The following is a 26,383-nucleotide window of genomic DNA, read 5'->3' on the forward strand; positions in this document are numbered from 1 at the left end:
ACCAGTGCCCGCGCACGGACACTGGTAATTATTTTCGGCTAGAGTTTATAAATATAATAATTGCCAGTGTCGGGATTAAAACGAATGGTATAGTCACCCGCATGGTTAATCGTAAAACTCAGATTGGCTAAACCGCCGGTGCTCTGTGTCGCCTGGCCTTGCAACCCGCTCGTATTACCCCAATCAATCGCCGACCAATTACTGCTATTGGCAAATTTTAATTGATGACTGCCGGTAGATAAGGGCAGCGTGATATTAAAATTGCCCTGTTGAAAACTCATGGGCACTAGCGACCAATTGGTAAAACCACCGGCCAGCCAGATATTGCTGTAACTGCTGGACATGTCCGCACTCACCCAGGCATTCCAGTTATCCCACAGGGCGCCATCAAAATTTAATTTTCCTAGCTGTAGTGAATTCCAGTTATTGGCCGCGCGGGATATATATTCGCCCGCCACTTTAAAGTTTTCCAATTTTATCCCGCGGCTATTAATTAACTCATTGCCAATCGCTACTGGAATGTCGGCGCTATTGGTCATAGGAAAAAATTCACTGACTGTGCCAGTGGCATCCAGCTCATTCCAGCCATCAATACTCACATTGTTAAAATGAATATTTTCGGTATTGGCCATAGCGTAAATACGAATACCACAATTCGTTTTACCCTCCACGATAAAATTATCGAAGCTGATATTTTTAATGGTTTTAGTAATGTCACCCGACTCCATGGAATCACTTGCCCAATGGCGCGAGGCATTAAATACACAGGTATTGTATTTTTTGTCATTCCAGCCCATGCGGTTGTGAATCACATAGGTATTGGTTACCGACACATTTTCAAAACTGCGCGGCTTCCAACCCCACTGAATAACCGGGCCATTTTCACCTTTCCAAATCACTGTGTTATCTATATCCAAATTGGAGTGATAGAGTTTGATCACATCGTCATTGGCGTGAAAGAAACTGTTTTTCATATAACTGTTGCTATACAACTCCATACCGTCGGTTTGCCAATACCAGCTGCCCACTTGTTTATAATTTTTGACGCGCATGGAAAAGGCTTCAAGGTCTGTCTCTTCGCTATTGCCAGGTTTGGGGTAAACCACAAATGAATGGTAGGGCGGTTCATTGAGAGTGATGCCGCGCATATACAAATACTGCTGTTCACCGGAGGCTTCAAACTGCAACATTTTTACGCAGTCGCCGTGGCAATTGGAATTGTGTTGCAAGCGGCGTTTATAGTCATTTTTGGTATCAGCCTCATACACATATTTTTCACCGGAGATAACCCCATAGCCGGTAACTTTATATTCCTCTTGCACACTGTCGGTAAATTGAAAGGCCCCTTTTATGTAAGCACCGGGAGCCAGATGTAACCACTTCACCCGTGCTGGTAGTTTTGCATGGTAGTCCCAGCGCATGTAATAGATGCCGGGTGGGAAATAAATAATATCGGCCGCCACCTCATTTAAATTCACAATTTCACCTGGCGGGTGTTCATAGACCACGCCATCAGTTTGCGCCGCGCTCAGGTCGGGCGTTAGATAATCCGGCAGGGCAATGGGCTCGGCAAAAATCAATAACGCATTTTTAGGCTCGGTATGTACTTCATAATTGCCTGCCGCCACTGTGGTCAATTTCCCGCTGTCACCTTGGGTTTTATCGTTATAAGCGGTATACAGTTGGTGATTAAACTCCACCGAAAAACGTCGCCCATTACTGCTGTATGGCACTTTGATACGAATGGTATCAGCATCCATTTTTTCTTTAACAAAATTTAATACCGTCGGACGAATAGTGACATCACTCACCGATGAAAAAGTCTCACCGTTGCGCAGAGATACTTCAACCCATACATCCTCGCCAAATAAAAAACTTGACCAACTCATGCTGAGATCAGCTTGATCAGCAAACTCGGCACCGTCAACTCCGTAGTCACCATCCGCATCGCTGTAGAGCCATTTAGCGCGGCCGCTGCGCGGGATTGACATATAAGTAAAGGAGTCAAAATAATTTTCCGGGTCGGCTACACGGCTCACCCGCACCTCATAAAAGCTGGAGGCGCGTACCTTGTTATCGGCAACCGGACCGGTGGCATTGATTTCGTAATTATTGCCGTGCACCCAGGTTTTAAGCCCGGCAGTATCCGCCGTAACACCGGCAGACGAGGGTAATGCAAATAGCAGATTGGCATAAAAAACCAATATGATTTTTATGGGGGTTTTGAATAATTTACGTTTATTGCTCGCACTTGCTGTACACATAGAAAACTCCACATTATTAATATTATTCAGTAGGAGGCAGCCGACAGATAAATTGATCACACTAACAAGCTGCACTTATAACAAGTCGCCCGCCCGTTTTTTAAAAGCAAAAAACAAGAAAAAATCATTAGGAAAATCAACACAACAACATCAACATTTACCACAATAAAAAACAGACAGGTGCCGAAACACCTGCCTGCAAAGCGGATCACAGGGGAGTGATAGAGTAAGTAAAATTGTAGGGATCAAAGCGGATTAAATAATTGCCCGCCGTGGTAATGGTAAAACTCACATTGTCACCACCACCCGTGGTCAGGCTTGCAGTGCCACTTAAACCAGTGGCACTACCCCAATCGTCACCACTCCAGTTATCGGTGTTGGTGAATTTTAATTGTTGCTCGCCAGCGGGAATGTCGGTTGTCAATTCGTAAACACTGTCTTGCGCATTCCAACTCATAGGCAGTTGACTGGGACTCCACGCTTTCCAACTTGCACCAATCCAGTGATTGCCCGGCCCCATGGTTGGATCAATCACATTAATCACGGCGCTAAAACTACTGGGACAAAATTCGCTATCGCCCGCCTGGGTAATACGCACTATAGCTTCACCCCCCGTCGCAGCAGCGGTGATGGTCGCGCCGGTTGCAGTAGGCGCTATAGACGCTGCGCCGCTAATGGCATACTCCAACGGCAGCGCCGCGCTGCTCGTGGCAGTAATATCCAAAGTTTGATTAATAGTTAAATCGGTAAACTCACTGGTGGTAATGGTTTGGCCAGTACAGGCCGCATCAATCGTGGCAACCGCGCTCCAACTAGTATTCAGCGTCGCATCAAAATCGATACGGCCAATATTATCTTTACTCCAATTGTCGCTACTGTTGGCGGTTTTAATTATCGGCTGGCCGGCCACGGTGTAATTCACAATATTAATACCGTTGCCCGGAGTAATATTCACTTTTGTGCCTGCACTATTACCCATGGCCTGCAACAAACTGTACTGAGAATAATTGGGCAATTCATTCCAGCGCTCAATGTCCAGATTGTGAATATTAATGCCTTCAAAATTCGACAGCGGATAAAAACGCATCGCACAATTCACCATGCCTTCAACCCGAATATTTTCAAACATCAGATTGCGCACGTATTTGCTCAGGTCCGCCGTTTTATCCCAGGTATCGCCACTGGCGATCCAATTGTTCGCGGAGTTAATCACACAGGTATTGTGTTTTTGATCTTTCCAATACATGCGATTGTGAATCACATCGATATTTTTTGCCGTGATATTACTCATATGGCGCGGCCACCAACCGAATTGAATAACGGGGCCGTTTTCGTTTTTCCATACCACCACATTATCAACCGCCACGTTGGAATGATAAAACTTTAAAACATCGTCATTCGCATGGAAAAAACCGTTGTTAAATTCGCTTCCGGTGTAAAACTCCAAACCATCGGTCTGCCAGAACCAACTGCCCACCTGCTGGTATTCACTGACCTTCATGGCAAAGGTGTCTTCATTACCGTAAACTACAAATGAATGGTAGGGCGGTTCATTAATGGTGATGCCCTGGACCCGCAATTGCTGTTGGCGACTGGCCGATTCAAAACGCAACATTTTTACGCAGGTTTCATGACAGTTATTGCTGCTGTCCAAACGGTGTTGGTAATTATTATTGATGTCGGCTTCGTAAACATATTGCTCGCCCGATAGCACACCGTAACCGGTGACTTTGTAATTTTCCTGGGCATTGCGAAATTGAAATGAACCCTTAACGTAAGCGCCCGGCGCCAGATAAATCCAGCGGGTATTGTTGGGTAGGAATGCGTGCTTGTTGGCGCCCATGTGATAAATACCGGGCTTAAAATAAATTATATCGGCATTCAAACTGGCCGCATCCACTAGCCCCTGCGCCGGGTATTGAATATTGCCGCTCTCCGGTACCAATTCCGCGCGAGTCTCGGCAGTGTAGTTGGGCTGGGCAAAAATTAGCAGCGCATTTTTGGGTTCGCGATGAATGGCATAACCGCTGTCATTTAAACTCAGGTTGCCGGTATCACCAGAGCGATCGTTGTAACTGGTAAATTGTTGGCTTTCAAATTCCACCGAAAATCGATAACCCTCAGCGCGGTAAGGCACTTTAATCCGCAGGGTATTGTTATCAACCAATTGTTTTTCAAAATTGAGTGAAGTGGGGCGAATAATAATTTCATCCAGATTATTAATGCTGGCGCCATCTTTTAAATCCACCTCTACCCATACATCACCCGTGTATAAAAACGACGACCAACTCATGGAGAGATTAGCGATGTCGGCAAACTCGGCGCCATCGGCATGGGTGTAACCTGCCTTGCTGCGACCACTGCGCGGAATACTCATATACACAAAGGCATTTTTTAGCGCGGTGGGCGCCGCCACAGTGGCGACACGCACATCGTAAAGGCCGGAGCGGCGAACTTTGTTATCCGCTACCGCGCTGCTGTCATTTATTTCATATTCGTCGTGCCACCAGGTATGCAGGTCGGCAGCTATCACATTGGCATCGCTGGATGCTTGAGCCGCAGAAGAAGAGGAGGCAATAACGAGCGATGAACTAACATTGTTAGTGGCACTGGAAACTGAGCTAAGAGCTGCGCTGGATGGAGCAACTGACGATGGGTTGGTGCTACCACCACTCCCGCCACACGCCGTTAAATTAAACAGGGCAACAAGTGATACAGACAATGCAAACAGACTGGATTGTCTATTAGAGGCAAGAAATTTCATAACACTACCTATTGTTATTGTGAAATGAATGACTGCTGCATGTTTTGTAAATCCAGCAATGCAGTTGTTCATCAATAGGACGTGTTACGCATAAAATCCGCCCCCCTGACCATGAAATAATCCAATTGACCAAGGGGCAGCGTTAACACATAACGATAAAAAATTGCGATAAAAATAATTCACAGAGTGGAGCGGATTTTTATTTTGGTTCGTCTCATTTATACCAAAGAGGATTTTTTAAAATAACACCTCTATGCTGTGGATCATTTATGCGCTCGCGACCCGCCTTATTGTTGCATTTGAGTCTTGCCTTGCTGCTACCACTGGCATCGGCCGAGACCGTGATAACTATTACCGCGCTATCCACTCGCTCCGAGTTCTCGGGAAATTACTGTGCCGATCTATTGCAGAAAGCCTTAACCGCCAGCCAGCGGGCGGACGAAATTATTCATCTGCGTCATGTTGAATCCAATCAGTATCAAGCGCGCATGCTCGCCAATCTCAATAACCTGCCCAACAGTGTGGCATGGTCAATGGCCGATAAAAACCGTAACCAAGCACTCATGCCGATTAGAATTCCACTGTTTAAAGGCCTGCTAGGCATGCGGGTTTTTATTATCCGCAAACAGGATCAAACGCGTTTCGATCAAATTGAAAGCCTTGAGGATTTACAACAACTTGTTGCAGGACAAGGTGCGCACTGGCCAGACACCCATATTTTGCGCAGCAATGGCCTGAAGGTTGCCACCGCCATGGATGCCAATCTATTGGTAAAAATGTTAAAAGCCGAACGCTTTGACTATTACCCGCGCGGGGTGGTTGAGGCATGGCACGAATTGAATATTCTTAACGACCCGACACTGACCGTAGAAAAAAATATTTTGTTGGTCTATCACGCGGATTTGTATTTTTATGTGGGCGCTGGCAATCACTCACTCGCCGAACGAATTGAGCGCGGTTTACGCCAACTGCAGAAAACAGGCGAATTTGATCGCTATTTTTACAGCCACCAACGAATTGTTGAAGCACTGCGCCAACTGGAGGCAGCACCGAGGCGTGTTTTTTATCTGGATATTGATGGCGTAAATGCACGGGCATTGGTAGAAAACAATCCCGATTGGTATCAAGCCTTCAGTGAGGACAGCAACCCACCCCATCCCGACCACAGCGACAAACAAAAACAACTGGATGACAGGACGAATTAGTGTGCAGGAAATAAATACACACGTTTGTCCGCGGCATGCTGCACGCGAATTGGCAGGATTTGTGCGAGCACAGCGGGCAATTGATTTACCTCCGCCGTTGTCAGTGCCATAGTAATGCGTTCATTTTTGAGCGCGTCATGCACAATAATTTCGCCATCGTAATAGCGATTAACCTCGCTAATAACTTCGACCAAGGTGGCGTTGTTGTACACCAGCCGCCCGCTGCGCCAGAGCGCGGCAGCGGTAGGGTCTATAGTGCCAACCGCCGATAAAACACCATCTGCCAATTGGGTCACCGTATTGCCCGCGGTTAATACCACCGCCGGTGTTGCGCTGTCCGTATCCAGCGCCAGCGCGCTCACACTGACAATGCCCTCTTCCACACTCACGCGCACTTGTCCGTTGAATTTATTCACATCAAAACGGGTACCCACAACCTGAACGCGAGTGCCACCCACACTGACGTAAAACGGTTGTTGTGGATTTTTGGCGATATCAAAAAACGCCTGTCCGGCAAGCAATTCCACATGGCGCTCACCCTCCGTTTGCCAAGCATTGATGCGTGTTTTGGCGGCCAGGGTAAGCTGGCTGCCATCGGGCAAGGTGATGGTTTGCAGCTGTGCCACCGCAGTTTGGTAATGACTGATAACGGGATTTGCCTCGCGCCCATCCAACACCACCCACACCCCGAGCAGTAATACACTGGCCAACGCAGCGGCCTGCCAGGAGCGACCACTCCATTGCAACCACTGATTCCATTGCGCGCGCCAGCCTGCAGCGGGTAAATCGGCCACGGAATTGCGCAATTCTGCACGCGTACCCGGTGCCAATTGCCCCAGTTGCTGCCAGGTTTGTTCATACTCGATAAACGCCTGCTCGTGAGCTTCCGATACCGCCATCCAGCGCCCAAACGCTTCGCGCTGCTGCTCGCTCACGGCGCCAGAATTTAACAACACCAACCAGTCGCGCGCCTGCGCCTGGATAGCGCTGTCAATTTGCGGTGATTTATTTGGCTTCATAGATTCACTTCTTGTCGTTCCATGCTATTCGCCACATGCTTTTAGGGCCTTATGACAATCATCTATCGCTTTGGCGATATGTTTACGCACCACGGTTTCAGATAAGCCCACCTGCCGGGCAATTTCCGCATAGGACAAGCCATCAAACCGGCTCATCATTAATAACTGGCGTCGCCGCCCGGGCATAGCCCACATCACCTGGGCCAGAATTCCCAATCGCTGACGCGATTCATTTGTGCGCTCCGGCCCTGTGGCATCGCTCGCCTCTTCCTCGGTATGCAACACCGTCTCGCTATAACCCTGCCGCACCTTGCCGTGGCGTTTTTGATCTATGGCGATGTTGCTGCAGGCGCGATACAGAAACGCACGCGGATTTTCAACCAGCGGCGCACCCTCCAGCTCCGCAAAATTTGCAAAAGCAGACTGCACTATATCTTCGGCATCACTGGCATCCACGCCAAACTTGCCGGTTATGTAAGCACACAGCTCCCGCCGATACTGGCGGTATACATCCACTAACAGCCGTTGCTGGCTGTGGTTATGGCTGCCCAACTGCCACGCCTGCCCGATCAGAACTGAACAAAGCAACTCACCCCTTGAACCTGCTGCGCATGATTATTCTATGCAGCCCGTCACTCCAGTGTAGCTAGCAACGCAGAGGGCTGAACCGGTTGATTTACGCAGACATATCAACCTGTCTGCCAATAGGACGTGGGGGAGCGGCAAATCCGCTCCCCCCGAGTGATAAAACTTTTAGCTGGTGGAAATACTCTGGAAGGTGTTTACTCCTCCACACACCCCTTCTCACCCTCGGGCAATTTTTCCAAACGGATATTGGTGATACTCACCGTAAATTTGCCGTCGGTGGCGATAGTGAACGGGCCGTTGATTTTGCTTAAATCGAAGTTGTCGCTTTTGAAGCAATTGAGTGGCAGCGGCATGCTGAACCATTCGCCTTTGGGCATGGATTTAATCAGTTTATTGATGGGTAAATCCGCGCGGCAGGGGTAGCCGCAGTCCAGGCCGATGTTGACGTTTTTATCGGGTTTTACATCCACCCGCATATCGATGGTGAGTGAGGCGGAGTCTTTGAATTTGGATAAATCAATCGGGTTGCCGTAAAGCGCAAAATTACCCTGCATTTTTTTGCGCGGTGCCCAGGTGATTTGAATCGCATCACCTTCACCTTTAAAACTGGTGGGCGCCACCTCGACTTTGCCACCTGCCGATTTGCCCTCCCGCCCTGTTATGCCGGTGCTCCAATTGGTGGGGTCGCCGAGTGAAATGCTACGGCTAATCAGCTCACCTTTGATGAGATAAAAGTAGTTGGGGTTCAGTTCTTGTGCCTGAGTAGCTAAAGACAGCAGAACAAGGCCGGACAACGCCAGCAAGGATTTCAGGATAGTGGGGTATTGCATGTTTGAGACCTCGTTAGAAATTATTATGTGGGCAAGCCGCTGTTAAAGAAGCCTTAACAGCTGTGCATAATATTTATCCAACCGGCAAATATGTCAATTGACTATAAGAAAACCCCTCACTTAAAAAGTCCCCCGCTGTACAAAAGGTACTTGCGCGTAGAGTTTTCGCTCGCCGCCGCGCGGGTCGTTGACCAATTCCGAGGTTTCGTTGATCACCAAGGTTTCGCGCTTTTCCAAACTGTAGGGCTTCCAGCGCGGGATGCCTTTGTGGCTAGGGTTGCCGGTGTTGGCGAAGGCGATCAGCGCCTCGCTCAGTTGATCGGCCACTTTTTGCGCGGCAGGCGATTGACCGGTGCGCGCCTGTGGGTGATGGATGGTATCGAATACCATGGCGATATCGATTGAGTGAAACGCACCCCATTTGCCGTCGTCGAGCGGTGAACCCCAGTCGAATTGGTACACATAGGCCGGTGCGCCCTGACGTGCGCGGGCTTCGGCTTCTTGTATTGCACCGGGCCAGGAGCGGCCGGCGGTAGTGGCAGCAAAAAATACCTGCGAGGGCGTGTAGTGAGGGTAAAGCTGGCGATAGGTGTCGATTACCACCCGCGGGTTTACATCGGAATATTGGCTGAGTTCCAACCTTACGGGCAGTTCCTGCCAGGTCAGGTTGTGGTTTTTGGGATCGCCGCCGAGAAAGGCGCGGGTTTCATCTTTGGTATTGCCAATCACCATGGGGATATGGCGCGATTGCGCGGGCGCTTGCGGGTAAAAGGGGTGTTGGTGCAGCACATGGTTGTCCAATACCGGGCCAAAGTAGAGGCGATTATTTTCAATGCGCGACGGGTCTTTGGTGTCCTGCGTTGCGGCGATTATGTCCTCCATCGGCAAGGTTTTCAGTCGGGCCAATTGACCGGGCGATAGCTTGAGTGTGTCCAACAATAGCTGTGCACGCTGGGTGGCAGCGCGCGGGCCAGCGGCCGTCACTTGCTGGCCACTCATGGTAAAGGCGCGGTGAAATAAACCCGCAGCGGCGGGAGTTGCCATCAAACTGGCGATTTTAGCGCCGCCGCCCGATTGGCCAAACAGGGTGATGTTGTTGGCATCGCCCCCGAACTCAGCTGCATGTTGCTTGACCCACTGCAGCGCCTGAATCAAATCCAGCTGGCCGACATTGCCCGAGGCGGCAAATTCACGGCTGCCCAGCCCGCGTTCCTCCAATTGCGCCAAATACCAATAACCAAAGGCGTTGAGGCGATGGTTGACGGTGATGACTACCACGTCGCCGCGCAGGCAGAGATTGGTGCCATCGTACAAACCGCTGGCGCCGGAACCGGTGTCGTAACCGCCACCGTGAATGTAAAACAGGATTGGGCGCCGCTTGCCGTCGCGCAGGGCGGGGGTCCAGACATTCAGGAACAGGCAATCTTCCGACATCGCCTCCTCGTTGCCGCGCTGGGGAGCAGCGGCGCCGTAGTCCAGCGCGTCGCGCACTCCCTCCCAGGGCAACTCGGGTGACGCGGGGGCAAAGCGGGTTTTGGCGGTATCACCGCCGTAGGGAATACCACGAAACACCTTGATGCCCTGCTGGCTGTTGCCGCGAATTTTGCCGCTGCGGGTAGTGGCGATGGGGTATTCATCGCTGGCGCCATAGACGCGGCTGGCGCTGCCTGCCAGTAGCAGCGAACCTAAAGCCCCGGCCTTGAGCAATTGGCGGCGATCAATCACAGAGCTGTTTTCTTGAGCATTCTTGACGTGTATTGGCTGCGGGGTCTTGTTATTGTTCATCTGGGTCATCGCCTATGGCTTATTCGAATTAGCGCAAAAAACTAGCATAGGGTAGTTTTGAATACAAGTTGCGATATTTGTCATTTATTACTTGCAAATTCGAGTTAGCAAAGGCTAATTTAATAATAACTGAGGATTTGGGAACGCATGGCCAAGACAATTGAGGCAATCGCCGATGAGCTGGGGCTGTCCATTACGACGGTGCGTTTGGTGCTGCTGGGCAAGGCACGACAGTATCGTATCAGCGCCAAAACCGAGGCGCGGGTGCGCGAATATACGGAGCTGCATGGTTATGAAATCAACCATGTAGCACGCAGTTTGCGGTTGCAACGCAGCGATGCACTGGCATTGATTATTCCGCGATTATCCAACCACTTTTTTGCCCAATTGGCGGAGTTGTTGGAAATTCGCTGCCGTAAAGCGGGTTTACAGCTATGGATTTCCTGCTGTTACGACAACCCGGACACCCAGCAGGAGCTGATCAAACAATTCCGCGAGCGCAATGTGGATGGCCTGTTCCTGGTACCCGCCAATGCAAATATGCCAGCGCTGGCAGCAGCGCAATTGAAACAGCGGCTGGTATTGCTGGACCGCGACTTTGGCGGCAACGATTACGCGGTGGTGGTGACGGACAACCGGCAAAGCGGCTACCAACTGGCGCAGCGCCTGCACGCTTTTTGTGTACAGCGCGGCGATTTGCAGCCGGACTTTTTATTGTTTGCGGGCAACAGCGGTATGCCCTCCATTAGCCAGCGCCTTGTCGGTTTGAATGCCGCGTTGGATGACTTGGGCCTGAGCGCCAGCCAGCGCCGCGAAGTACAGGTTCCGCACAATGATTTCCACGAGGGCGAGCAAGCCATGGCTGAGCTGATCGACAGTGGCCAACCACTGCCCAAGGTACTGGTGTGTTCATCCATCCCGCTATTTGAAGGCGCGATGCAAGCCCTGAAACAGCGCTTGGGCGGCGCGCCGGAAAACATGGTGCTGGCGACCTTTGACGATCACAGCATGCTCGATTTTTTACGTAACCCAGTGTGCTCGGTGCGTCAGGACTATGCCTTTATGATCGAACAGGCGTTTAGCGAAATGGCGCAATTGATCAGCGGCGAGGGTCAACCGGCACGGCATATCGCCAGCATGCGGCTGGTGCCGCGCAATATGGATTAACCATCCCGGTAACAGGCGGCGGGTGCAGCTCTTGAGTGCAAATTGGTGCAAATAGTTTTCTCGGCAATCACATCAACCACAACAACAAAATGAATCAATAAAACCAAACGATTCAACAGAGGAAGAGACATGCAACCACTATCACTGCGCCAGCTACCACGGCTGCTGGCCTGGGGCGCACTTGCGCTGGCCGCCGCTGGCTGTACGCCGCCACAAACCAAACCCCAGGCGGACGCGAATACCGGGAGCGCCGACTGTGTCGACTACTTGGGCAACGGCTTTTTGCGCCACTGCCAAACCTGGGCAACCACCTACGAAGGCCAGCGCCAGGGCGATTTGGGTGATGGCACTTACCTCAACCCGATTGTCGCCGGTGACCGGCCCGACCCCAGTATTCTCAAAGATGGCGACGACTACTACATGGTGTTCTCCACCTTTGAAAGTTACCCCGCGCTGACCATTTGGCACTCCCAGGATCTGGTCAACTGGCAGCCGATTGGCCCGGCACTGACCCACTATATCGGCAGTATTTGGGCGCCGGAGCTGACTAAACATAACGGCCGCTACTATGTGTACATCCCCGCCAAATTACCCGGCCACAACTCTAACTATGTGGTCTGGGCCGATGATATCCGCGGCCCCTGGTCGGAACCCATCGACCTTAACCCGCGCGACGCCAAACAGCAGCGCAAATACCCCGACCGTATCGACCCCGGGCATTTGGTGGGTGAAGACGGCAAGCGCTATTTGTTTTTCTCTCACGGCGATTATGTGCAATTGGCCGATGATGGCCTGAGCCTGGTAGGCGAGATGAAACACACCTACGACGGCTGGAAATACCCGGAGGAGTGGGACGTGGAAAGCTACGCCCAGGAAGGGCCAAAAATGCTGAAACACGGTGACTACTTCTACATGGTCACCGCGGTGGGCGGCACCGCTGGCCCGCCAACCGGCCATATGGTGATTGCGGCGCGTGCCAAATCGGTACACGGCCCCTGGGAGAACTCACCCAACAACCCCATTATTCGCACCGAATCCGCGGCGGAAAAATGGTGGTCGCGCGGCCACGCCACCTTGGTGGAAGGCCCAACCCCCGGCGACTGGTACATGATGTACCACGGCTATGAAAACGGCTTCCACACCCTTGGCCGCCAAACCCTGCTCGAACCCATCGAATGGACGGATGACGGCTGGTTCCGCTCCAAAGGCTTTGATGTGGGTGAACCCATTCCCAAACCCAAAGGCGGCAAGGCGAGCAAACACGGCAGCCCGCTGTCGGACGATTTCAGCAGCAATAAATTTGGCCTGCAGTGGAGTTTTTATCGCGGCGACCGAAGCGAAAACCAACGCTTACACTATGGTCGCGATGCCCAGGGGCCCTATCTGGAACTCAGCCCCAAAGGCACTTCGCCCAGCAACTCATCGCCCATGACCTTTGTGCAGGGCAATCAGGCCTATCAGTTTGAGGTGGATCTGGAATTGGAAGAAGGTGCAGTCGCGGGTGCAATGGTGTTCTACAACGACAAGCTCTACGCCGGTGTCGGCATTGCGCCCAAGGGTTTCTGGTTGCATCGCTACGGTATGGATCAGCGTTACAGCGCCCGCCCGGACGGCAATAAATTCCGCCTGCGCGTGACCAATAATCGCCACATACTGACCATTCACTACAGTACCGACCAAGGCAAAACCTGGCGCAAGTACGATACACAAATGGAGGTCTCCGGCTTTCACCACAACGTCGCTTACGGCTTTATGAGCCTGCGCCCGGCGCTTTACGCCGCGGGCACTGGCAAGGTGAAATTCCGCAATTTTGTTTATCGGGCCTTGCCCTAGATCTACCGGGCGTTGCCCTAGCAGGGGTTTACCCGCTGACAACGTCCAACTGGTAACCGACATCGCCTAAATGGCGCTGTTCGGTTTCCAGATCGGCCTGGGTCAGCGGGTGGTTTTGCAGCCACTGCTGCGGCAGTGATAATTTTATTTTTTTGCCTTCCGCTGTCAGTGCAATAACAGGTAAACCGTCTTTAATGCGGCCGCGGTGAAAAATTGCCGCCAGGCGCAACAAAATCGCCAGGCGCACTAAATCGATATTATCGAGCGGGAAATTTTTGGCGGGAAAGCGTTTGCGATGCGCCAGTACCAACGCGGAAAGCTGGGCTTGCTCTGCGCGCGAACAACCGGCGAGGTCGACGTGTTGCACAATATAGGCCGAGTGTTTGTGATAATCGTTGTGCGCAATATCCAAACCGACTTGATACAAACGCGCGGCCCAACCCAATAATTTGCTCGCATCATTCGCGGTTAATTGCCAGGTTTGCGCCACCTGCGCCAACAATTGCAGCGCGGTGTTTTCCACCGCCGTCGCTTTTTCCATATTCACGTGAAAACGCAGCGCCAGTGCATCCACACTGGCCTGACGTATATCGTGATTTTCCAGGCGGCCTTTTTGATCAAACAACAAACCTTCGCGCAGCGCCCAATCGGCTGCGATCATGGTTTTTAATTGCAGCGCTTCAAACAATGCGCGCAATACAATCGCACCGCCTAAAAAAACCGGTTTGCGATCATCGGATAAACCGGGCATATCGATATCCAATTTTCCCTCATCCAAATAGCGCGCAATAATTTTATCGAGCGACACAGCGGTGATAGCGCCATCGCTCCAGCCATTGGCTTCACAGACTTTCGCAACCGCTTTAATACTGCCCGAAGCGCCCAGCACCTGTTGCCAACCGCGTTCGATAAATTCATCTTTTACTGGCTGTAATTCTTGCAAGCAGGCGATCAGCGCTTTGGTGATGGATTTTTCGCTCACCTTACCATCGTGAAAAAATTGTTTGGTGATGGCAACACAGCCCATGCTCAAACTTTCTTTGAGCGACGGCGTCATACCTTCGCCCAAAATAACTTCCGTACTGCCACCGCCTATATCCATCACAATACGATTGCCTTTATCCGGTGCAATGCAATGCGCCACCCCCAAATAAATCAAGCGCGCTTCTTCATCGCCCGAAATAATTTCCACCGGATGCCCAAGCCGCGCTTCGGCGGCCGCCAGAAATTCACCGCCGTCATTAACACTGCGCAAGGTTTTAGTGCCCACAATACGCACACTGCGCGAAGGGTAAGCGCGCAGGCATTCGCCAAAACGTTCCAAACACGCCAGTGCACGCTCGCGCGCGTCTTTGCTCAAACTGCCATCGGCCTGCAAACCAAAACCCAAGCGCACCGGCTCGCGCAAACGGTCGAGCAGCGTGAGCTGGCCATTGTCCCAACGCGCCACAATCATATGAAAACTGTTGGAACCTAAATCCAGCGCGGCGATATGGCTGGCAGCAGCCTCGGGGCGGGAAGATAAATTAAACATGGCGCATTTCCGTTTATCAGCAACTGGATTGATTATGGGCTACGAGGGAGAAAACCGTGGACAGAGTACAATCATCTGACGCACATGCCCAGCCATCACACACCCATGCGCAACAGCGAGCAAAAAAATTAGCCAATAAAAAAGGCAATCACCGCAGTGATTGCCTTTGTTACAAAACATACCGGCGAATTAGTTCAGCGCTTCAGACGCTTCCGGTTTTGCTTGCTGTGCTTGTTGCTGTGCTTGTTGCTGCGCTGCCGTAATCGCTTGCACAAACACCGCATCAAAATTAATCGGTGGCAACATTAAGGGTGGGAAACTGCCACGACCGAGAATGCCGTCTACCGCTTCACGCGCGTAGGGGAACAAAATTTGTGGGCAGGCGGTGTTAATCAATTGCGTTACCGCAGGGCCTTCAATACCGGAAATGGCAAACAAACCGGCTTGTTTGACTTCCACCAAAAACACGGCGCGATCTTCCAAGCGTGCAGTGATAGTGAGCAACAGCACTACTTCAAACAAACCCTCTTCAATCGGGTTGGCCTGGATATTTAAATCCTGTTGGATATTGGGTTTGTAGGCTTTGGTAAAAGCTTCCGGGCCCATCGGCGTTTCAAACGAAATATCTTTCAAATAAATACGTTGAATCGCGAATACCGGGCCTTTGGCGCCTTCTGCTGCTGCAGTTTGTTGATTATTTTCAGACATAATAAACTCGACTTGGTGGTATTAAAAAATCCTAATGATAAACAATGCAGCGCTGAATCAGCCTTGCGCCAACAATGCATCCAGTTTGCCCGCTTTATCCAGCGCCCACAGATCGGTAAAACCGCCGACATGATGTTCGCCAATCCAGATTTGCGGCACAGTGCGCTGACCGCTTTTATCCATCATTTCCTGGCGTAAATGCGGTTGGGTGTCCACGCGAATTTCCTCAACCGCTACACCTTTTTGCGCCAATAATTTTTTGGCATTAACGCAGTAAGGGCAGACAGCGGTGGTGTACATAGTCACGCGGGCCATAAAAACTCCAACTAATTTGGGGTGGGTCAAAACACTCTTGGGCAGGTTATTACTTGCCCTTTACCAGCGGTAAATTCTGCGCTTGCCATTCGGCAATACCGCCGCCTAAACGGCGCACATCAAACCCTTCTTTGCCGAGAAAGCGGCCGACGGCACCGGCGTGTTGGCCGAGTTTGTCGATCAGGATGATGGTTTTTTCTTTGTAGCTCGCCACTTCAGTCGATTCTTTGGTGAGCTTGGCGTAGGGCACGTTAATCGCCCCGACTATATGGCCCGCCTTGAATTCAGCACTGTCGCGCAGGTCTACCAATACGGCGTTGCCCTCATTGACCAAACGCGTCACTTCGTGGGGTGATACCGGGCGACCGCTTTTAATGCGATCGCGCCATACGTAGATGTAAATCAGCACAATCAGGGTGGTGACCAACAGCCATTCTTGGGTAACAAATACAATAAAGTCCACAGCACTTTGCCTTCTTTTGGTTGGTCTGTTCCGCTAAGTGGGGACACACCAAGGAGTTTTCAATACACCTTGCACACCGTTTTGGCGCGGGCGTCAACAAGGCGCGGAAGTATACACGATTGAACACCGCGATTAACCGGCGCGTGCGGGCTTCAACGCAAAGCGTTCTGCGCGCCATAGCGGGATTGTAAGCGGCAGATAGCGAGTTTTTACATAGAGTTAGCGCGCCCAACCCGCTAGAATACGAACCATTATCGCTGCAGCGAGTCGCTGGCCTGCGAACCCCATTCAACGATAGTGCACCTGAGGCGCTATCGAGTTGTCCCGATTCATGTTCATCCGACCCTGGAACCGATTTATGAGCGCAAAAAAACCTATAGTGTTGTTGATTCTCGATGGTTATGGCTACTCCGAAAAAACCAAGTACAACGCCATCGCCGCGGCACACAAACCCGTGTTTGACAAACTCTGGGCCAATAACCCCAAAAGCCTGATTGAAACCTCAGGTATGGCCGTGGGCCTGCCGGAAGGGCAAATGGGCAATAGCGAAGTGGGCCACATGACCCTCGGCGCGGGCCGCGTGGTTTACCAAAACTTTACCCGCATCAATAAGGCCATCAGCGATGGCGACTTCTTCACTAATCCGGTCTATGTAACCGCCATCGATAGCGCCATCGCCGCCGGCAAAGCCGTGCACATCCTCGGCCTGCTCTCTGAGGGGGGTGTACACAGCCATGAAGACCACATCTACGCTATGATGAAAATGGCCGTCGGTCGCGGTGCAAAAGAAGTCTACCTGCACGCCTTTTTGGATGGTCGCGATACGGCACCGCGCAGCGCCGAAAAATCCCTGCAGCGCGCGCAAGATTTGTTTAAGGAATTGGGCGCTGGACGTGTGGCGTCTATTGTCGGCCGTTATTTTGCGCTCGACCGAGACAACCGCTGGGATCGCGTTAAAGCCGCTTACGATGTCATGGTAACGGGCGATGCCGAATTTGATGCACTCACCGCCGTGGACGGCTTGAAAGCCGCTTACGAGCGCGGCGAAAACGACGAATTTGTAAAAGCCACGGTAATCTGCGGCGAGGACGAAGAAGTCGCCACTATTAACGATGGCGACTCAGTGATTTTTATGAACTTCCGCCCCGATCGCGCACGCGAAATCACCAACGCCCTGATCAGCGAAGACTTCACCGGTTTTGAACGCGAGCTGCACCCAAACATTGCGCACTTTGTACAAACCACGGAATACGCCTCTAGCATCAAAGCACCTATCGCCTTCCCGCCGGAAGATCTGACCAATTCATTTGGCGATTACATTGCACAGCTGGGCAAAACCCAATTGCGCATCGCCGAAACCGAAAAATACGCCCACGTAACTTTCTTCTTCAACAGCGGCAATGAAGTGGTCTACGAAGGTGAAGACCGTATTCTGGTGCCATCGCCCCAAGTGGCTACCTACGACTTGCAACCGGAAATGAACGCGCCAATTGTGACCGACAAATTGGTCGAAGCCATTGAGTCGGGCAAATACGACGCGATTATCTGCAACTACGCCAACTGCGATATGGTCGGCCACTCCGGCATTATGGAAGCGGCGACCAAAGCGGTAGAGGCGGTTGATATCTGCCTTGGCCGTGTATTGGAAGCGGTGGACAAGGTGGGCGGCGAGGCGTTAATCACCGCTGACCACGGCAATGTGGAAGAGATGTTCGACGAAGAAACCGGCCAACCGCACACCCAACACTCTACCTTGCCCGTGCCCTTTATTTTCCACAGCCACCGCAAAGGCACCATCGCCCCCGGCGGTTCGCTGGCGGATGTAGCACCCACCATGCTGCACTTGATGGGCCTGCCGCAACCGAAAGAAATGACCGGACGCAACCTGATTACCCTAGCGTAACCAGCAAGTACAAAGCGGCTGGTGTACTGCACCAGCCGCTTTATTTTTCACCCCTATTGATATGACTACCATGAGTCGATTTTTTGTATTCGCCAAAACTCTCGCACTCAACAGCCTGTGGTGCGCTGTGCTGGTGTTGTCCGCCAGCAGTTATGCCGATGAAAAAGCCGAAATGGCCAAGCTGCAGAAAGAGATAGAAGCACTGCAAAAAGAGCTGCAACAGGTGCAGGGGACACGCTCCAGCTTGCAAAAAGATCTGCAAAAATCGGAACAGGAAATTAACAAACTCCAGCAAAAAGCCAATGAGATCAACAAAGAACTCAAACAGCAAAACAACGAATTGAATCAGCTCAAAAATGAGCGCAGCCAGCTGGAGCAGGCCAAAAAAAGGCAGCAGGGTGAAATTGCTGAGCAGATGCGCGCCGCGCATAAACTGGGCGAACAGAGTGAGGTGAAAGTACTGCTCAATCAGGAGTCGCCCGATCAGCTGTCGCGCATCATGAAATACCACAGTTATTTTATGGAGGCGCATACCCAGAAAATGCAGGGTTTTATGGAAACTATCGCCCGCATCGATGCACTAACACCGGAGATAGAAAAAAAAACCCTTGAACTGGGTGCGATGCAAGCACAGTTGGATGAACAGCGCCAACAGCTGAAAAGCCATCAGAGTGAACGCCAAAAAGCGCTGGCGAAAGTTAACCATCAATTCAAAGACAAAAACCAACAGCTCAAACAGCTAAGTGAGGATCGCCGCCGTCTGCAGGCTTTGTTGGAGCGAGTGAGCGAGCGTGTTGCCAGCAGTGGTGCCATCAATTCACCAGCCTATGTACCGTTGCCTGCGGGTAGTGAAAAGTTTTCACTGCGCAAAGGCCGCTTGCCCTGGCCAACCCAGGGCAGGTTGATCCATCGCTTTGGCAGCGCGCGCATTGCCGGGCAAATTAACTGGAGCGGATCTTATATTGCCGCGCCTATGGGCAATCAGGTAATTGCAGTCCATCATGGGCGCGTGGTTTTTGCCGATTATTTTGGCGGGCACGGGCTGCTGGTGATTGTGGATCACGGCGAAGGCTACCTGAGCCTTTATGCCCACAATCAAAGCCTGCTCAAAAAGGCGGGCGAACCGGTGCGCGCCGGTGAAGCTATTGCCAGTGTTGGCAACTCGGGTGGCCAAGCCAGCACCGGTTTGTATTTTGAAATTCGCCACCAGGGGCGCCCCATAGACCCGGGCGGCTGGCTCGCACGCGGCTAGCAGCACTTTATATTCAGTGCAGCGACTTATTGTGTATAGCGGTTATTTTTTTGCGGGTGGCTGTCATTCCAAGCCGATTTGGCTTAGTGTGCGCCCCCGATTCAGGATAGATTTTGGCTTATCCAGCCATCGGAGACCTCATGTTTTGCGCGGCTTTTTCCCAGTTCCACGGTAACCTCCGCTCGACCCTTATCAGCCTGCTGGCATTGTTACCGGCACTGGCGCTGGCGGATGAAAAATCCACCGCTAATACAACCACCGGGCTGTTGCCGCTGGAAGAGCTGCGCACTTTCACCCGTGTCTATGACCATGTCCGCAGTGGTTATGTCGATGACATCAGCGATGCACAGCTGCTGGAATACGCCATCAAAGGCATGATTGCTGAGTTAGACCCGCATTCCGCTTATCTGGATAAAGAAGCCTTTGCCGATCTGCAAGCCAACACCTCTGGCGAGTTCGGCGGTGTCGGTCTGGAAGTGAGCCTGGATGATGGCTATGTCAAAGTAGTTACCCCCATCGACGATAGCCCCTCCGCCAAAGCCGGTATTTTGGCGGGTGACATAGTGGTGCGTATCGACGATAAACCCGTCAAGGGCATGGATTTAAACAAAGCGGTCAATCTGATGCGCGGCCCTAAAAACAGCCCGATTAAAATCACCGTGATGCGCGATGGTGTCGATCAACCTATCGATTTCGATTTGCTGCGCGACATTATCAAAGTGCAAAGCGTGCGCACCCGCTTGTTGGAGCAGGATTACTTCTACATTCGCATCGCTCAATTCCAGCTGGATACCGGCAAAGAAATGGGCAAAAAAATTCAGGATCAGCTGAAGAAAAATCAGGACACCAAGGGAATTATCCTCGATTTACGCAACAACCCCGGTGGGGTATTGCAGGCGTCGGTCGAAGTGGTGGATGCATTCCTTGATGGCGGCCAGGTGGTTTACACCCAGGGTCGGCTCGATAACAGCAATATCAGCTATAACGCCGAAGCCGGTGATATTACCGGCGGCCTACCCTTGGTAGTGCTAATCAATGACGGCTCCGCCTCCGCCTCGGAAATCGTCGCCGGCGCCCTGCAGGATCACAAACGCGCCATCATTATGGGCACCCGCAGCTTTGGCAAAGGCTCGGTGCAATCGGTCATCCCCATCAGCAATGACCGCGCTGTAAAACTCACAACCGCACTCTATTACACCCCCAATGGCCGCTCGATTCAGGCGCAAGGCATTGAACCGGATGTAGAAGTAGAACGCGTGCAAGTTGCCGCAATCGCCCAGAACAGCGGTGTGACCGAAGCGGATTTGGCGCGCCATTTGGGCAACGGCAAAGGCGGCAAAGAGAGTACCAGTAAAGAGCGGGCCAACCGCCGCATCACCAGTGCCGAGCTGCTACAGGAAGACAACCAGCTGCATGAGGCGTTGAATCTGCTCAAAGGCTTGAATATTTTTCTGCAAAGTTCGCCCTTGGCCAAGAGCACGGAAACCCAACCGGAAATTGCACCGGACATAGTGCTGCAACCCAGTCTCGACGAACCCGTTCAAGACCAATAACCTCCATGTGCACGCCGAAGGCAAGATTCCACTGCCGCTGGCTATTTATCCTCTTGAGTTGCCTGGCGTCGATTGACAGCGCCAGCAGCGCCCCCGCTGCCAATCAACACGCCCAGCTGGCAATCATTATCGATGACCTGGGTTACAACCTGCGCCTCGGTCAGCGCACCTTGAACCTGCCCGGCGCTATCACCGTTGCGGTTTTACCCTTTACCCCCCACGGACGCGAGCTGGCGCACTACGCCCATCAACAGGGTAAAGAAGTCATGCTGCACGCGCCCATGAGCAATCATCATGATTATCCTCTAGGGCGCGGCGGCTTGCGCAGCGGCATGGCAAAAACCGAATTCATCGCCGTATTGCGCCAGAATCTCGCCAATGTACCCCATGTCAAAGGCGTGAATAACCATATGGGCAGCCAACTCACAGAAGAGGCCGAACCTATGGGCTGGTTGATGGCGGAGTTAAAACAACAACAGCTCTATTTTGTCGATAGTCGCACCAGCGCCCAGACCCAGGCGCTGATTCAGGCACAAGAAATCGGTTTGCCAAGCCGTCGGCGCGACGTATTTTTGGATGATAAAAAAGACCAGCAGGTCATTTACCAACAGTTGTTGTTAGCACTGGAAAAAGCACAGCAACAAGGCTCAGTCATCGCGATCGGCCACCCTTATCCAGAGACACTGCGCGTATTGGAACAACTACCGGAACTATTGGCGCGCTATCAAGTCCACTTGGTTAAGGCATCGCAATTAATGGCCGATACCATCCCGGGTGGATTAAAGGGAGGCGCGGGCAATTATTGTCTCGCACCGCCCATGAGCCTCTGGCCGGAAACCTGGATGCCCATCAACCCTTTTGACTACACACCGCCAGTGTGGGAAAATTGATGAATTAAACGCCAAGCTGGTTAAATCCAGAATGATCTAAAAATAGCATTGTGGCAGACCAACTAAATCTAGCGATCTGCTTTCGTTGCTGTCTATAATCATGCTGGGCGATTAATGATCAGTCCGCAACAGGGAATATTCAGAGTGGCAGCGCAGCGAGGAATCAATATGGCTACAGCAAATAGAGCAGGCGAACAGGGCAGCGTCCCTTCCCGTCACGGCAGATACATACAGAAAGATGGCTACTGGTACTACACCACCCGCGAAGGCGTGGATATAGGCCCGTTTGATAGCCACGCTGATGCCGAAGTAGGTGTTGGAGAGTTTATTGAATTTATTCAGGCATCCGAACCAAAGGTATCCGATGTACTAAAGCAGTACCGCGCGGCCTAGATTCGTTCTAGGCCGCTGACAAAAACGGGCGCCATTGGGCGCCCGTTTTTGCATGTCTCGTTTCATTTTCAACCAAAAGCTTTTACAGACGCACCTCTATACCCCGCTCACGCATATACTCTTTCGCTTGCTGCAAGGTGTATTCGCGGAAGTGAAAAATGCTCGCCGCCAGCACCGCATCGGCACGGCCCTGAGTCACACCATCCACCAAATGCTGCAAATTGCCCACGCCGCCCGAAGCGATCACCGGCACCGGCACCGCATCGCTAATCGCGCGCGTCACACCCAGGTCATAACCCTTTTTGGTGCCATCGCCATCCATGCTGGTAAGCAAAATCTCGCCCGCACCATAGGCGGCCATTTTGGCTGCCCACTCCACTGCGTCGATGCCCGTAGGTTTACGGCCACCATGGGTAAAAATCTCCCAGCGCGGTGTCTCGCCGTCAGCGCTGACTTTTTTGGCATCAATCGCCACTACAATGCACTGGGCACCAAAACGGTCAGAGGCCGCTTTTACAAAGTCGGGGTTAAACACTGCTGCTGAGTTGATACTCACTTTATCTGCACCCGCATTAAGCATGATGCGGATATCCTCCACCGTGCGAATACCACCGCCCACCGTGAGCGGGATAAACACTTCGCTGGCGATCTTTTCTACCGTATGTACGGTGGTCGCGCGGCCTTCATGGGTGGCGGTGATATCAAGAAAGGTAATCTCATCTGCACCTTCCTGGTTGTAGCGTTTGGCAATTTCCACCGGATCACCCGCATCGCGGATATCCAGAAATTGCACACCTTTCACCACGCGACCATTGTCGACGTCCAAGCAAGGAATAATGCGTTTTGCGAGTGCCATAAACAGTTCCGGAATTAATTAGCGTCGCAGTAGGCCTGCGCTTCCGCCATAGTCAATGTGCCTTCGTAAATCGCACGGCCGGTGATGGCGCCGCAGATGCCCTTATGGGACTCGGCTTTCAGCGCGATGATATCGTCCATATTGGTGACGCCACCGGAGGCGATAATCGGGATGCTGGAAGCCTGCGCCATAGCGACAGTCGCCTGCACATTTACGCCTTGCATCATGCCGTCGCGGGCAATGTCGGTGTAAACAATACTGCTCACCCCATCCTGCTCAAAACGCTTGGCCAGTTCCGAAGCCTGCACATTGGATACTTCCGCCCAACCGTCAGTGGCAACCCAGCCGTCTTTGGCATCAAGGCCGACGATGATGTGACCGGGAAATTGCTTGCACATATCAGTCACAAACTGCGGTTCTTTGACCGCCTTGGTGCCAATAATCACGTACTGCACCCCCGCATTCAGATAATACTCAATCGTTTCCGCGCTGCGGATACCGCCGCCGATCTGGATCGGCAGGTTCGGGTAGGCTTTGGCGATAGCAGTAACCACACCGCCATTGACGGGCTTGCCTTCAAAGGCGCCGTTCAGGTCGACCAAGTGCAAGCGGCGACAGCCTTGTTGCACCCATTGTGCCGCCATCGCGACGGGATCGTCGGAGAACACAGTGGAATCATCCATCAAACCCTGGCGCAAACGCACACATTGGCCGTCTTTTAAATCAATTGCGGGGATAATTAACATTGATCAATCTCGATTAAACAGAAAGTAGGGTAGGCAGTCATGCCCAACGTGGGTGGCGGTAATGACAATGTTGGGCATTGCTGCCCGACCTACGCCTTGCCGTCCCAGTGTAAAAAATTCTTCAGTAACTGCAATCCCGCCGTATGGCTTTTCTCTGGGTGGAATTGCACCGCAAACAAATTGTCCTGTGCCAACGCCGCGTGGAAGGGCAGGCCATAAGCGCAAGTTGCAGCGACTTGGCGGGTATCGTCGGCCAAAATATAGAAACTGTGTACAAAGTAGAAACGGCTATCCTGTTCGATGCCGACCCAGAGCGGGTGATCATTGTGCTGCACCTGATTCCAACCCATATGCGGTACTTTTAAATGGGCACCTGTGCTATCTGTATGGTTTTCGCCGAAAAAGCGCACTTTTCCGCGCAAGATACCGATGCAATCGACACCGCCGTTTTCTTCGCTGTGATCCATTAATGCCTGCATACCGACACAAATGCCCAGCACCGGTTTGCCGGTGGCGATTTGCTCGCGCAGCAACTGGTCGAAGCCGAGGCGTTTGATTTCCGCCATGCAGTCGCGAATCGCGCCCACACCGGGAAAGACCACGCGATCAGCCGCCGCTACCACAGCGGGATCGGAGGTCACGACTACTTCTTGTTCGGGCGCGACGTGACTCAGGGCGCTGGCCACTGAGTGCAGGTTGCCCATGCCGTAATCAATAACGGCGACAGTCTGCTTTTCTTTGTTCACTGCCTGGGTCATAAATCAGAGACTACCTTTGGTGGACGGCATAATGCCTTCCATACGCGGATCAAGCTCAAGCGCCATACGCAGGGCGCGGCCGAAGGCTTTGAACACGGTTTCTATCTGGTGATGGGCATTGTGGCCGCGCAGGTTGTCCACATGCAGGGTAACGCCGGCGTGGTTGACAAAGCCCTGGAAAAACTCCCAGAACAGCTCTACATCAAACTGGCCAATACGCTTTTGGGTAAAGGGGATGTGCATCACCAGACCGGGGCGACCGGAGAAATCGATCACTACGCGCGACAAAGCCTCATCCAGCGGCACATAGGCGTGGCCGTAGCGGCGGATGCCTTTTTTATCGCCCACGGCTTTGGCAACGGCCTGACCAATGGTGATGCCAATGTCTTCCACTGAGTGGTGATCGTCGATATGGGTGTCGCCGTCGCAGGTGACGTCCAGGTCGATCATGCCATGGCGGGCGATCTGATCCATCATATGCTCAAGAAAGGGCACGCCGGTGTTAAACACGCCTTTACCGGCGCCATCGAGGTTGAGGCTGACGTTGATTTTGGTTTCCAGGGTATTGCGCGCCACACTGGCAACCCGTTGGTTGGGTGCAGTAGGGTCAGTGCAATGGGTTAAATCGGTCATAAATACACTCGGCAGGGAGCAGGCTGAAAAGATGCGCGAATTATATAGACTCGGGCCGCTAAATTCACGGAAAGCTGCGCTATAAGCGCGATTGTTAAGTGGGCATACAGTTTCCAGCACCCAAAATTCTTATCAAGTCCCCAGCGGACAAGTGCTGGTTTTACAGCTACCCTGTTTTTCTCACCCTAAATCGCTTCACCCTGAATGGATTATCACTATGAAACCTTACCTGATGAACTCATCACGCATAAAAAACCTGCTGAGCCGCAACACTCTCGTAACCCTGGCCCTGTTGGGCGCCAGTTGTACCGCGCTTGCTGCACCCAATAGCACCCCCAATACTCCGGCTAACGCCAGCTACACCGGCTGGAGCTGGTCGGGGCATGTTGATCATGTCAGGTTTGACGAAGAAGCCGCTGCATCGCAGGGCATTGAAGACACCGCCACAGCCGTAGGTGGCGCAGCGGAATATTATTCCAGCAACAGCGAAAATACCCTGTCGCTGGGCATTAACGTCCTTTTCTACCGCGATAACGCAGCCTTTGGCCAGTATGTAGAGGACTATTGGGGCGACGATGTAGATTACGAAGAGTCAGACGCCAACGCGTTTATGCTATTTGCCGAATACGGCCCCAAATACCGTTTTGGACAGGACAATATGACCTTTGTGACCGTCCGCGGTGGCATCAGCGGTATCCTGGCCTCGGAGCGCAGCATCAGTAATTGCAGCGATTGTTACTCCGAGGATATCGAAATAGACGGCGGGCTCTACGGGGTAATAGGTATAGGTCAAACCCTTGGCCGCCTGGATTTGAGCCTGCAATTCCAACAATATTTTAGTGGCGACATCGACAATAGCCTGCGCCTGAAACTCTCGGGTGCATTTTAATTTCTATATAAAACAAGCACTAACCTGAATACCCC

24 protein-coding genes are annotated in these 26,383 nt (G+C 52.1%); 9 read left to right on the forward strand and 15 right to left on the reverse strand.

Annotation, left to right across the window (positions count from 1 at the left end; translation table 11 throughout):
- Nucleotides 1–38 precede the first annotated feature (38 nt).
- Together O59_RS01495 and O59_RS01500 are read right to left on the reverse strand one after the other, a co-directional pair.
- Complete coding sequence (locus O59_RS01495) at nucleotides 39–2,264, reverse strand: family 49 glycosyl hydrolase (protein ID WP_157152433.1); 2,226 nt, start codon at nucleotides 2,262–2,264, stop codon at nucleotides 39–41.
- A 208-nt stretch (nucleotides 2,265–2,472) separates the two neighbouring features.
- Nucleotides 2,473–5,028, reverse strand: coding sequence for a family 49 glycosyl hydrolase (locus tag O59_RS01500; RefSeq protein WP_007638796.1), 2,556 nt, complete (start codon nucleotides 5,026–5,028; stop codon nucleotides 2,473–2,475).
- A 269-nt stretch (nucleotides 5,029–5,297) separates the two neighbouring features.
- Between O59_RS01500 and O59_RS20805 the strand changes: the two genes are divergently transcribed.
- Complete coding sequence (locus tag O59_RS20805; protein WP_050976923.1) at nucleotides 5,298–6,233, forward strand: hypothetical protein; 936 nt, start codon at nucleotides 5,298–5,300, stop codon at nucleotides 6,231–6,233.
- Here the strand turns inward: O59_RS20805 and O59_RS01510 are convergent.
- The 4 genes from O59_RS01510 to O59_RS01525 form a co-directional block, all read right to left on the reverse strand.
- Nucleotides 6,230–7,252: a FecR domain-containing protein gene (locus O59_RS01510; RefSeq protein WP_007638800.1), complete on the reverse strand. Its 1,023-nt coding sequence runs from the start codon at nucleotides 7,250–7,252 to the stop codon at nucleotides 6,230–6,232. The two genes, O59_RS20805 and O59_RS01510, sit on opposite strands and share 4 nt — an antisense overlap.
- A 24-nt stretch (nucleotides 7,253–7,276) precedes the next feature.
- Entirely contained in the window at nucleotides 7,277–7,804 is a 528-nt protein-coding gene (locus tag O59_RS01515) for a sigma-70 family RNA polymerase sigma factor (protein WP_007638802.1), read from the reverse strand.
- Nucleotides 7,805–8,034: 230 nt separating this feature from the next.
- On the reverse strand, nucleotides 8,035–8,670 hold the full coding sequence (locus O59_RS01520) for a putative glycoside hydrolase (protein ID WP_007638804.1): 636 nt from the start codon (nucleotides 8,668–8,670) through the stop codon (nucleotides 8,035–8,037).
- 120 nt (nucleotides 8,671–8,790) lie between these two features.
- Nucleotides 8,791–10,455, reverse strand: a complete 1,665-nt coding sequence (locus O59_RS01525; RefSeq protein ID WP_050976924.1) for a carboxylesterase/lipase family protein — start codon at nucleotides 10,453–10,455, stop codon at nucleotides 8,791–8,793.
- Between the two features lie 147 nt (nucleotides 10,456–10,602).
- Between O59_RS01525 and O59_RS01530 the strand changes: the two genes are divergently transcribed.
- Complete coding sequence (locus O59_RS01530) at nucleotides 10,603–11,622, forward strand: LacI family DNA-binding transcriptional regulator (protein ID WP_007638808.1); 1,020 nt, start codon at nucleotides 10,603–10,605, stop codon at nucleotides 11,620–11,622.
- On the opposite strand, the gene O59_RS22160 is transcribed toward O59_RS01530, so the two are convergent.
- On the reverse strand, nucleotides 11,619–11,753 hold the full coding sequence (locus O59_RS22160) for a hypothetical protein (protein WP_255321693.1): 135 nt from the start codon (nucleotides 11,751–11,753) through the stop codon (nucleotides 11,619–11,621). The two genes, O59_RS01530 and O59_RS22160, sit on opposite strands and share 4 nt — an antisense overlap.
- Between O59_RS22160 and O59_RS01535 the strand changes: the two genes are divergently transcribed.
- The gene (locus O59_RS01535; protein WP_007638815.1) at nucleotides 11,752–13,455 is read left to right on the forward strand and encodes a family 43 glycosylhydrolase; all 1,704 of its coding nucleotides are present in this window, start codon (nucleotides 11,752–11,754) and stop codon (nucleotides 13,453–13,455) included. The genes O59_RS22160 and O59_RS01535 overlap by 2 nt on opposite strands.
- Before the next feature lie 28 nt (nucleotides 13,456–13,483).
- Here the strand turns inward: O59_RS01535 and O59_RS01540 are convergent, their stop codons facing one another.
- The 4 genes from O59_RS01540 to O59_RS01555 all read right to left on the reverse strand — a co-directional run bounded on the left by O59_RS01540 (nucleotide 13,484) and on the right by O59_RS01555 (nucleotide 16,475).
- The gene (locus tag O59_RS01540; protein WP_007638816.1) at nucleotides 13,484–14,989 is read right to left on the reverse strand and encodes a Ppx/GppA phosphatase family protein; all 1,506 of its coding nucleotides are present in this window, start codon (nucleotides 14,987–14,989) and stop codon (nucleotides 13,484–13,486) included.
- 189 nt (nucleotides 14,990–15,178) lie between these two features.
- Nucleotides 15,179–15,697, reverse strand: a complete 519-nt coding sequence (secB, locus tag O59_RS01545) for a protein-export chaperone SecB (protein ID WP_007638819.1) — start codon at nucleotides 15,695–15,697, stop codon at nucleotides 15,179–15,181.
- 57 nt (nucleotides 15,698–15,754) lie between these two features.
- Complete coding sequence (gene grxC / locus O59_RS01550) at nucleotides 15,755–16,012, reverse strand: glutaredoxin 3 (protein ID WP_040391020.1); 258 nt, start codon at nucleotides 16,010–16,012, stop codon at nucleotides 15,755–15,757.
- 49 nt (nucleotides 16,013–16,061) lie between these two features.
- Nucleotides 16,062–16,475, reverse strand: a complete 414-nt coding sequence (locus O59_RS01555) for a rhodanese-like domain-containing protein (RefSeq protein WP_007638822.1) — start codon at nucleotides 16,473–16,475, stop codon at nucleotides 16,062–16,064.
- Between the two features lie 358 nt (nucleotides 16,476–16,833).
- On the opposite strand from O59_RS01555, the gene gpmI reads away from it, so the two are divergent.
- From gpmI to O59_RS01580, 5 genes are all read left to right on the forward strand, one after another.
- Complete coding sequence (gpmI, locus tag O59_RS01560; RefSeq protein ID WP_007638824.1) at nucleotides 16,834–18,378, forward strand: 2,3-bisphosphoglycerate-independent phosphoglycerate mutase; 1,545 nt, start codon at nucleotides 16,834–16,836, stop codon at nucleotides 18,376–18,378.
- Nucleotides 18,379–18,448: 70 nt separating this feature from the next.
- Nucleotides 18,449–19,630: a murein hydrolase activator EnvC gene (locus O59_RS01565; protein WP_232283020.1), complete on the forward strand. Its 1,182-nt coding sequence runs from the start codon at nucleotides 18,449–18,451 to the stop codon at nucleotides 19,628–19,630.
- Nucleotides 19,631–19,770: 140 nt separating this feature from the next.
- Nucleotides 19,771–21,183, forward strand: coding sequence for a S41 family peptidase (locus O59_RS01570; RefSeq protein WP_007638829.1), 1,413 nt, complete (start codon nucleotides 19,771–19,773; stop codon nucleotides 21,181–21,183).
- A gap of 5 nt (nucleotides 21,184–21,188) precedes the next feature.
- A complete protein-coding gene (locus O59_RS01575; RefSeq protein ID WP_040391021.1) occupies nucleotides 21,189–22,073 on the forward strand; it encodes a divergent polysaccharide deacetylase family protein in 885 nt (294 codons plus the stop codon).
- Nucleotides 22,074–22,241: 168 nt separating this feature from the next.
- The gene (locus O59_RS01580; RefSeq protein WP_040391022.1) at nucleotides 22,242–22,466 is read left to right on the forward strand and encodes a DUF6316 family protein; all 225 of its coding nucleotides are present in this window, start codon (nucleotides 22,242–22,244) and stop codon (nucleotides 22,464–22,466) included.
- An 82-nt stretch (nucleotides 22,467–22,548) separates the two neighbouring features.
- Here O59_RS01580 and hisF read toward each other — a convergent pair whose 3' ends face one another.
- From hisF to hisB, 4 genes are all read right to left on the reverse strand, one after another.
- The gene (hisF, locus tag O59_RS01585; RefSeq protein WP_007638833.1) at nucleotides 22,549–23,322 is read right to left on the reverse strand and encodes an imidazole glycerol phosphate synthase subunit HisF; all 774 of its coding nucleotides are present in this window, start codon (nucleotides 23,320–23,322) and stop codon (nucleotides 22,549–22,551) included.
- A 14-nt stretch (nucleotides 23,323–23,336) separates the two neighbouring features.
- A complete protein-coding gene (hisA, locus tag O59_RS01590; protein WP_007638834.1) occupies nucleotides 23,337–24,068 on the reverse strand; it encodes a 1-(5-phosphoribosyl)-5-[(5-phosphoribosylamino)methylideneamino]imidazole-4-carboxamide isomerase in 732 nt (243 codons plus the stop codon).
- A gap of 89 nt (nucleotides 24,069–24,157) precedes the next feature.
- A complete protein-coding gene (hisH, locus tag O59_RS01595; protein ID WP_007638835.1) occupies nucleotides 24,158–24,826 on the reverse strand; it encodes an imidazole glycerol phosphate synthase subunit HisH in 669 nt (222 codons plus the stop codon).
- A gap of 3 nt (nucleotides 24,827–24,829) precedes the next feature.
- Entirely contained in the window at nucleotides 24,830–25,459 is a 630-nt protein-coding gene (gene hisB, locus O59_RS01600) for an imidazoleglycerol-phosphate dehydratase HisB (RefSeq protein WP_050976955.1), read from the reverse strand.
- A gap of 217 nt (nucleotides 25,460–25,676) precedes the next feature.
- Here hisB and O59_RS01605 point away from each other — a divergent pair, with 217 nt between their 5' ends.
- Entirely contained in the window at nucleotides 25,677–26,348 is a 672-nt protein-coding gene (locus tag O59_RS01605) for a hypothetical protein (RefSeq protein ID WP_050976925.1), read from the forward strand.
- Nucleotides 26,349–26,383 lie beyond the last annotated feature (35 nt).

Source organism: Cellvibrio sp. BR (assembly GCF_000263355.1).
GTDB lineage: Bacteria > Pseudomonadota > Gammaproteobacteria > Pseudomonadales > Cellvibrionaceae > Cellvibrio.

Coding starts and splice junctions, on each gene's coding strand:
- O59_RS01495 (WP_157152433.1), bottom strand. CDS start 2,264: ATGTGTACAGCAAGTGCGAGCAATAAACGTAAATTATTCAAAACCCCC.
- O59_RS01500 (WP_007638796.1), bottom strand. CDS start 5,028: ATGAAATTTCTTGCCTCTAATAGACAATCCAGTCTGTTTGCATTGTCT.
- O59_RS20805 (WP_050976923.1), top strand. CDS start 5,298: ATGCGCTCGCGACCCGCCTTATTGTTGCATTTGAGTCTTGCCTTGCTG.
- O59_RS01510 (WP_007638800.1), bottom strand. CDS start 7,252: ATGAAGCCAAATAAATCACCGCAAATTGACAGCGCTATCCAGGCGCAG.
- O59_RS01520 (WP_007638804.1), bottom strand. CDS start 8,670: ATGCAATACCCCACTATCCTGAAATCCTTGCTGGCGTTGTCCGGCCTT.
- O59_RS01525 (WP_050976924.1), bottom strand. CDS start 10,455: ATGAACAATAACAAGACCCCGCAGCCAATACACGTCAAGAATGCTCAA.
- O59_RS01530 (WP_007638808.1), top strand. CDS start 10,603: ATGGCCAAGACAATTGAGGCAATCGCCGATGAGCTGGGGCTGTCCATT.
- O59_RS01535 (WP_007638815.1), top strand. CDS start 11,752: ATGCAACCACTATCACTGCGCCAGCTACCACGGCTGCTGGCCTGGGGC.
- O59_RS22160 (WP_255321693.1), bottom strand. CDS start 11,753: ATGTCTCTTCCTCTGTTGAATCGTTTGGTTTTATTGATTCATTTTGTT.
- O59_RS01540 (WP_007638816.1), bottom strand. CDS start 14,989: ATGTTTAATTTATCTTCCCGCCCCGAGGCTGCTGCCAGCCATATCGCC.
- secB (WP_007638819.1), bottom strand. CDS start 15,697: ATGTCTGAAAATAATCAACAAACTGCAGCAGCAGAAGGCGCCAAAGGC.
- grxC (WP_040391020.1), bottom strand. CDS start 16,012: ATGGCCCGCGTGACTATGTACACCACCGCTGTCTGCCCTTACTGCGTT.
- gpmI (WP_007638824.1), top strand. CDS start 16,834: ATGAGCGCAAAAAAACCTATAGTGTTGTTGATTCTCGATGGTTATGGC.
- O59_RS01565 (WP_232283020.1), top strand. CDS start 18,449: ATGAGTCGATTTTTTGTATTCGCCAAAACTCTCGCACTCAACAGCCTG.
- O59_RS01570 (WP_007638829.1), top strand. CDS start 19,771: ATGTTTTGCGCGGCTTTTTCCCAGTTCCACGGTAACCTCCGCTCGACC.
- O59_RS01575 (WP_040391021.1), top strand. CDS start 21,189: ATGTGCACGCCGAAGGCAAGATTCCACTGCCGCTGGCTATTTATCCTC.
- O59_RS01580 (WP_040391022.1), top strand. CDS start 22,242: ATGGCTACAGCAAATAGAGCAGGCGAACAGGGCAGCGTCCCTTCCCGT.
- hisF (WP_007638833.1), bottom strand. CDS start 23,322: ATGGCACTCGCAAAACGCATTATTCCTTGCTTGGACGTCGACAATGGT.
- hisA (WP_007638834.1), bottom strand. CDS start 24,068: ATGTTAATTATCCCCGCAATTGATTTAAAAGACGGCCAATGTGTGCGT.
- hisH (WP_007638835.1), bottom strand. CDS start 24,826: ATGACCCAGGCAGTGAACAAAGAAAAGCAGACTGTCGCCGTTATTGAT.
- hisB (WP_050976955.1), bottom strand. CDS start 25,459: ATGACCGATTTAACCCATTGCACTGACCCTACTGCACCCAACCAACGG.
- O59_RS01605 (WP_050976925.1), top strand. CDS start 25,677: ATGAAACCTTACCTGATGAACTCATCACGCATAAAAAACCTGCTGAGC.